Consider the following 6,199-nt stretch of genomic DNA (forward strand, 5'->3'; position numbering starts at 1 on the left):
CGCCCAGAGCGCGGCGTTCACTGCGGACTCCAGGGTGTCGCTGTCGATCCGCGGCGGCGCTGTTGCTTCGACCGCAGCGTTGGCTGCGGCGATCGCGGCGTAGACGGCGAGGGCAGGGTTACCGCTCAGGTCGTCATTGGCACTGTGAGCGGCCTTGCGCGCAGCGACGAAGGACAGACGCGTCGGATTGCGCTCGCACGCCTCCGCGGCGCAGTTCAATGCCGAGCGGTGACGCTCGTTGCTGTGAAGCGAAGCGGCGGCGCGGAAAGCTGCAGGCACGCGGGCGAGTGCGACACGCATCACACGGACGGCGAACTCGCTCTCATTGAGCACGCCTTTGCTGCCAAGCTGTACTAGGGCCGCGCGGCGCAGGCCGCAGGCTCGTGCATGCGGCGATGACCAAGCACAGTCATTGAGCTGAATCATGAGGCAGCGAAGCCATTCGGCCACACAGCCAGGATCATCCCCATGGGGCAGGCCGAGTGCGCAGCACACGACGGCTTCGACACACATCTGACCCGGCTCGCGCCGTCCGAAACCCTCGGACAATCCAGCCTCCACCATCCGTAGCACCTTCTGTGCGATCTCACGAGTGATGAGGGCAGGGGGATCGAAGGAAACATCGACCGGAGCAGCGCAGGGCGACTCGGACACTTGAATGTTCTGGTTCGTCATGACATCTGATCTCTTTCAGAAGTGGGACGTTAGATGGGTAACGCTCGCACGCAGAACACGTGTGCGAGCCGTTGGAAGTCCAACCACGAGGTCAGCGGGGTTGGCGCAATGTTTCTAAAGTGGAGCAAGGATGGCGCGATCTCTCGCGACGTTCGATTCAGCGGCGCAGAGGAGGTTGCGAACCCCGCCCCGGTGACTTTTCTGCGCGATGAAGATCCGCAGCCATCGCAAAGCGCGCTTGAGGCTTGACGCGAGTCTCGGTGAACTCGCGCCGGCAGGATTAGCACCGCGAGGGTTTCAACTCTCGGGCGCGAGTGGCGTCACGGAGCCGTCGCGGTTTGCAGGGCTCATCGATACGTTGCGCACGGGTGACAAGGGAGGCAGTGCGCACTCGTGAAATCGTCACGAGGTTATCACCCAGCCCCTGCCGCGAGGCTGTGGACGTGAGCGTTGGGAGTACGCGTGGACAGGCTTGCGATCCTGAGCGCCCGCGGCGCGAGTGACTCGTGAAGCAGCGGCTTGCTCTGAAGCATTGGCGCTGCGGCCTTGTCAGAGCGTGTGCCGATGGGAGCCTTGGAGGCCCGCCATGCGTGCCCACCCGGCTTGCAAGGAGCGCTACGGTGAGTTCCCAGTCGAGTCAGCACTCGGGGCTCCCGTGAGGCAATGGATTCTGGCATCGGACGGACAGCCGTTTCGCAGTCGGGCCACGGCTCAGATCAAGTGCGATTTGCTGGCGAGCGAACTGGGCACGGAGGTGGCACTGAAGGTCACCGAACACCCGAGTGGCGGGTTTGCCGTCCAAGTGGGATCCATCGTTCCGACGCCTGAGCCTGGCCCCATCGCAACGTCTCCGCGCGATGCGCTGCTGTCCGAGCTCGACCGGAAGCCATCGGCACGTTCTTCACCGCCCGATGGCCTGCCGGCGATGACGACCCACCACGCCGGCGGCGCCGGCCCCACGGCGGCATCGCGCACTCCAGCGCCATCCTATCCAGAAGCGTTTCGACTCAGTCCTGCCGTCCGAGCATTCATCGGGCTGCACTTGCAAGCGGTGCTTGGCGCGCTGTTGCTGCTGCAGCCCCATCGGGTGTTCACGGTGACGGGCCTGTCGATACCCACTGGAACGGGCGGGGCTGTGATGCTCGGCTTGACGGCCCTGTGTGGTGCGCTGCTGGCGCTGACCGCGGTGTCCCGTTTTTTGTGGGCGTACACTGCGAACACGTACCTTGTCGACGCTCGCGGCGTCGAGCAAGTGCAGTGGTACTTCGACAAAGGAAAACTTCGAAGGCGAGCGCCGCGTGTGAACTTTGCTCATCTGCGCAGCGCGGATGTCGATCAGACCGTTCTTCAGATGTTGCTCAACGTGGGCAGCGTGAAGCTGGCCGCCGGAGCGATCGACAGCTACGAAGTCGTGCTTCAACACGTGAGTTCCCCCCGCGCACTCAAACGTGAGTTTCAGCGGCGGCTGCAACACGTCAACGCCACGACTCGGGCCGAGCCACGCATCAGCGATCTCTAGCCGACTGTTTTGATGGTCCTGGGATATTCATGAGGCAACTCGGCCGGCCGAGCAACGATCAGCCTTCGAAAGTTGCGTGTTGGTCGTGTTGCCTGACCGATGATCGGATGATGCGCCGTGATTTTCGGTGACGGCATCCCATCGGCGTGGTTTGTATGACGATGTGGCCCGTGCCTGCAGGGCTTACTCGGTTTACCGTAGGCTGGACGTCCACGACCTATCTCGACTCGCAACAGCACGCGAACGCTAGGCAAGCGCTAGATGACTGCCAACCGATGCACGACAGCGACACTGATGCCCTTGGCGCGCCTTTGTTATTAATGTGAGGCGCGCGCCCCAAGCGCCCGCCCGCTCACCCGAATTGTTTCTAGAAACATGCGCCTCGCGACGTCGTGAGGCGATTGGGTGGTCGCCGCCCCACACAAAACTGCGGCCGGTCAACGTTCACGAAGACGGGGTCATGAATTCTCGTCCGCTTCGTTGAACATTCATTCGCGGTCGAGTTGACGACCCATTCAAGCAGAGCGCAGCCGCGCATCGATCGCATTGTCGTCCCGCACGCGCGGGCAAGGCTTTACGGCGACGCCACTCTCTGACTCGCCGATGCGAGATCTCTATGCCTGGGCGGCCCAGGCACTTCGGTGCTCGTTCGATTGAGCATCGCGGAGCCTGCACACCCGCCGACACCCAACGATGGCCCACGCCATGGGGCGTCAACCGCCGACCGCTCTTCAGGCGCAGACGCGTGTGCGTCTGTGCCGCACCCCATCGCCACGCGAAGTCGCTCGAACGCATTCGAAGCGCCGCGGGGCACCTATACACCAGGAGTAGATATCTATGGGTATCGACGTACGAATGCTGATTCGCAACGTCCCTCGGAAGATGGTCACCGACGAATGGCTCAAAGAAATGTCATGGCGTCTGTGCACGGCCATTGGAGCAGAGCATTTTATGATTAGAGACGGCCTGTCACACATCGAGTACCAGAAGGCCTATGCCGGATGGGCCGCCGCCTGGAAAGCGCACGCGCTCCATGCCCGATACGAGGAGGTTTGCAACACGCTGAGCCCCTTGTGCGCTCCGGACAGCGCGCGCGAAGAATTGCAGCGCTTAACAACAGACATCGTGGCCGACGTGGGCGTGCGCCCCACGGAAATGTGCCTCGCGATTGATCGCACCCTGGCATGGCACCGAGAGTCGTGCGATCCGGAGCCGGGCAGCGAGTATCACGAGGACAGCGACAAGCCTATCAAGGCGCGCGAGGGAGAGTGCTTGATCGAGGTGAATCTTGCGGGCAGGTACTACGGCGAGGGATACGAGCGCGGGGATATCCTCACGTACTGCGCCATCGCCGAGTGGCTAGAGACAAATATCCCACGCTGTGAGATTTGGTATGGCGGTGACAGCAGCGGCGTACTCGCGGAACGATTTGATGATGAGCGGCGCAAAAGTCTTCGCCGACACCTGTATTCCACGGAAGGACGTGCGTACTTCAATCGCAACTGGCCACTGTCGCAGGACGAGGGCCTTCAGCCGCCAGCTTGCGGGCTGTGCCCAAGGCGCGGCTATCTCGGTTCGCAATTTGGCACAGGAAACGGGGGCGTGTATGCCGCCTTTCATTGCTCCGGCTGCGGACACTCGGTCGAGACGCAGGATGGCGGGAAGACTTGGGCTCCGCGTCAGCGAGACGCAGCCTGAGCGCCGTCTTTGCGGCCGTCGGAATCAAAAAAATCCATCGGCATTGCTACGGACCGTGCGAGTGCGAGGGATTCTGGGAGATTCACCGCGGACGCAAAGCACCCCGCAGTCCTGAATCAAATCGTAGAGGAGACCGCTGTGGTTGATTATCCAGTAGAGGACGATTTCGAGCCTGACGAACAAATTCTGGTTCGCAAGGGAACGATCTGGGAGGTACTCCACCGGAGTACTTACCGCGAGGCCAAGAAGCACCGGTATGGACTGGTGGTCATGTTCTACAACGTCAGCGAATGGCGACGGGTCGAAGGATAGAACAGGAGACGTTGCTGTGCGCGCTTCTCGTCTCGAGGAATTCAAGAGTCCAATAGACGCGTGCTCCTTCGGCGCTGAGGATGACCTCGAGGCCGGCATCCCGATCCGTTGAGGATTGGAGGGTCGGCGAGCGGGAGGAGGTCATGCTGCGAGCATGGCCTCCTCCGATTCATCGATCAGTACAACGAGGGTGTTCCAGCGATCTGCCTCGCCCGGTACCGGATGTCGCCCTCGGACTGGCAGGGAACGCGAGCCGGTGTTTGTCTTCGCTGAACATCGAGCCCCGTCAGCGGGGGCGACGACGCGGGCCCTGAAGGCCCGCCATGCACGTGGGTGAGGTACGTGTCGGCGCTACGATGAGCGTAGATCGACGTGATTCCGCATGCGCACGACAGCGTGAGTTTCCCCGTCAGCTGCGGCGCCAGTGCCGTCGGCCGGTCAGAACCGCCACTCGATATTGAGGCGCGCATCGGTCGTATTAAGGAGACGTTCATGACTGAACCCAACAAACCGAGCGACGATCAGCCACTGTCCGATGCGATCCGGGAGCTGTCGCAGATCGTTCGAGTCGTGATGGCCTCCCAAGAGCAACAGACCAACACGCATGATCGAATGATGCGACGGGATCTGCGCTGGAGAAACATTCGAGCGGCGCTGATCTGCGTGTCGGTGGTCGGCGGGGCCTTGCTTTATTCGCTCGGATTGCAGCAGCTGTTCGCACCCACCCAGTTCAACGGGCCGTATGCGGCGCTGGTGAGAATCGAAGGACTCATCGATGCTGAGCAGCGCGCGAACGCGCACAAGGTCTCCGCGGCCTTGGAAGCGGCTTTCGAGGATCCGCGCGCCACGGGCGTCGTGCTGGTGATCAATAGCCCCGGGGGCAGTCCCGTGCAGTCATCGCTCATTCATGATCGGATTGTGAGCTTGCGTGCGCAGTATCCCAGCAAGGCCGTGTGGGCGATCGGGGAGGATCTGGTCACCAGTGGCGCGTACTATGTGGCAATCGGCGCACCTCACGTGTGCGTCAATCGCAGCACCCTCACGGGCTCGATCGGCGTCGTCATGCAAGGCTGGGGACTGGATCGGACGATTCAGCGCTATGGCGTCGAACGGCGGGTGTTCACGGCCGGCGCACGCAAACATCGGCTCGACGCCTTTCAGCCATTGCGGGCCGAAGATGAGCAAAAGGCGGCGGAGTTGCTAAAGGCCACCCATGCCCAGTTCATCGAGGCGGTCGAACGCAGTCGGGGGGCGCGACTGAAAGGAGATCGGCGGGAGCTCTTCAGCGGCGATTTCTGGACCGGCGAGCAGGCCGCGAAGTTCGGACTGGTGGATGGATTGTGCGATCTCGACACGGTATTGAAGCAGCACCTGGGCGTAACGCAAGCCAGGGACTATACGCTGCCACCCAATCTGTTCACTCGAATGGCCAATTCGTTTGGCGTGCTGGTGGAGTCGCGCCTGGCGACGCAGTTTGCAACGATGCGACTGACGCTGTTGCCATAGGACTCGCCGTGCTGAAGCTCGTGGGCCGTTCGGGGCCTCACCGCTTGCGTCCAGCGGAGCCTGCGGGGGTCGTTTGTGGGGGCTGACCGGCGGCCGTAGGGGAGGAAGACCTCGAGCACGGACTGATTTACAATCGAGGCCGTTCCGTCTCTGTGCGCAGCGAATGCAGAGATTGGGGACGGAACCTACCGGCCTACCCATCCGGCGCCGGCTCGAACCCAGAGGTGTTCGCTCCTCACCCGAGCAGCAGTGGCGATCGGTCCGGTGGATGCCGCTGATTCCCGTGAACCTCAAAGAGTATGACGAATGCCCCGCCGTAGTTCGGCCTGTTCGGTCGTAACTTCTTAGGCAGTCGTCTCGCCTCCCAGTCCGTACGTTCGATCTGCAGCCGAGGTGCGCTGCTCGCCTCCTCACATCCGGCACGCGCGGACCGCCACGCGCGCTTTGAAAGCTCCCGATCGCAGCCATCGCGGTAGACGCCGCCCTATT

5 protein-coding genes are annotated in these 6,199 nt (G+C 62.3%); 4 read left to right on the top strand and 1 reads right to left on the bottom strand.

Annotated features, from left to right (window positions below; all coding sequences use genetic code 11):
• A partial coding sequence (locus JNL55_RS36290) for a hypothetical protein (RefSeq protein ID WP_293866662.1) occupies positions 1-549 on the bottom strand: 549 nt, incomplete at its 3' end.
• A gap of 712 nt (positions 550-1,261) precedes the next feature.
• Between JNL55_RS36290 and JNL55_RS36295 the strand changes: the two genes are divergently transcribed.
• From JNL55_RS36295 to JNL55_RS36310, 4 genes are all read left to right on the top strand, one after another.
• Entirely contained in the window at positions 1,262-2,194 is a 933-nt protein-coding gene (locus JNL55_RS36295; protein WP_293866665.1) for a hypothetical protein, read from the top strand.
• 837 nt (positions 2,195-3,031) lie between these two features.
• The gene (locus JNL55_RS36300) at positions 3,032-3,892 is read left to right on the top strand and encodes a hypothetical protein (RefSeq protein ID WP_293866668.1); all 861 of its coding nucleotides are present in this window, start codon (positions 3,032-3,034) and stop codon (positions 3,890-3,892) included.
• Positions 3,893-4,030: 138 nt separating this feature from the next.
• Complete coding sequence (locus JNL55_RS36305) at positions 4,031-4,204, top strand: hypothetical protein (RefSeq protein ID WP_293866671.1); 174 nt, start codon at positions 4,031-4,033, stop codon at positions 4,202-4,204.
• 492 nt (positions 4,205-4,696) lie between these two features.
• Entirely contained in the window at positions 4,697-5,710 is a 1,014-nt protein-coding gene (locus tag JNL55_RS36310; RefSeq protein ID WP_293866674.1) for a S49 family peptidase, read from the top strand.
• Positions 5,711-6,199 lie beyond the last annotated feature (489 nt).

The organism is Steroidobacter sp., assembly GCF_016790065.1.
GTDB lineage: Bacteria > Pseudomonadota > Gammaproteobacteria > Steroidobacterales > Steroidobacteraceae > Steroidobacter.

What these genes read in the sequence shown, in the direction of transcription:
- JNL55_RS36295 (WP_293866665.1), top strand. Translation starts at nt 1,262, where the DNA reads ATGCGTGCCCACCCGGCTTGCAAGGAGCGCTACGGTGAGTTCCCAGTC.
- JNL55_RS36300 (WP_293866668.1), top strand. Translation starts at nt 3,032, where the DNA reads ATGGGTATCGACGTACGAATGCTGATTCGCAACGTCCCTCGGAAGATG.
- JNL55_RS36310 (WP_293866674.1), top strand. Translation starts at nt 4,697, where the DNA reads ATGACTGAACCCAACAAACCGAGCGACGATCAGCCACTGTCCGATGCG.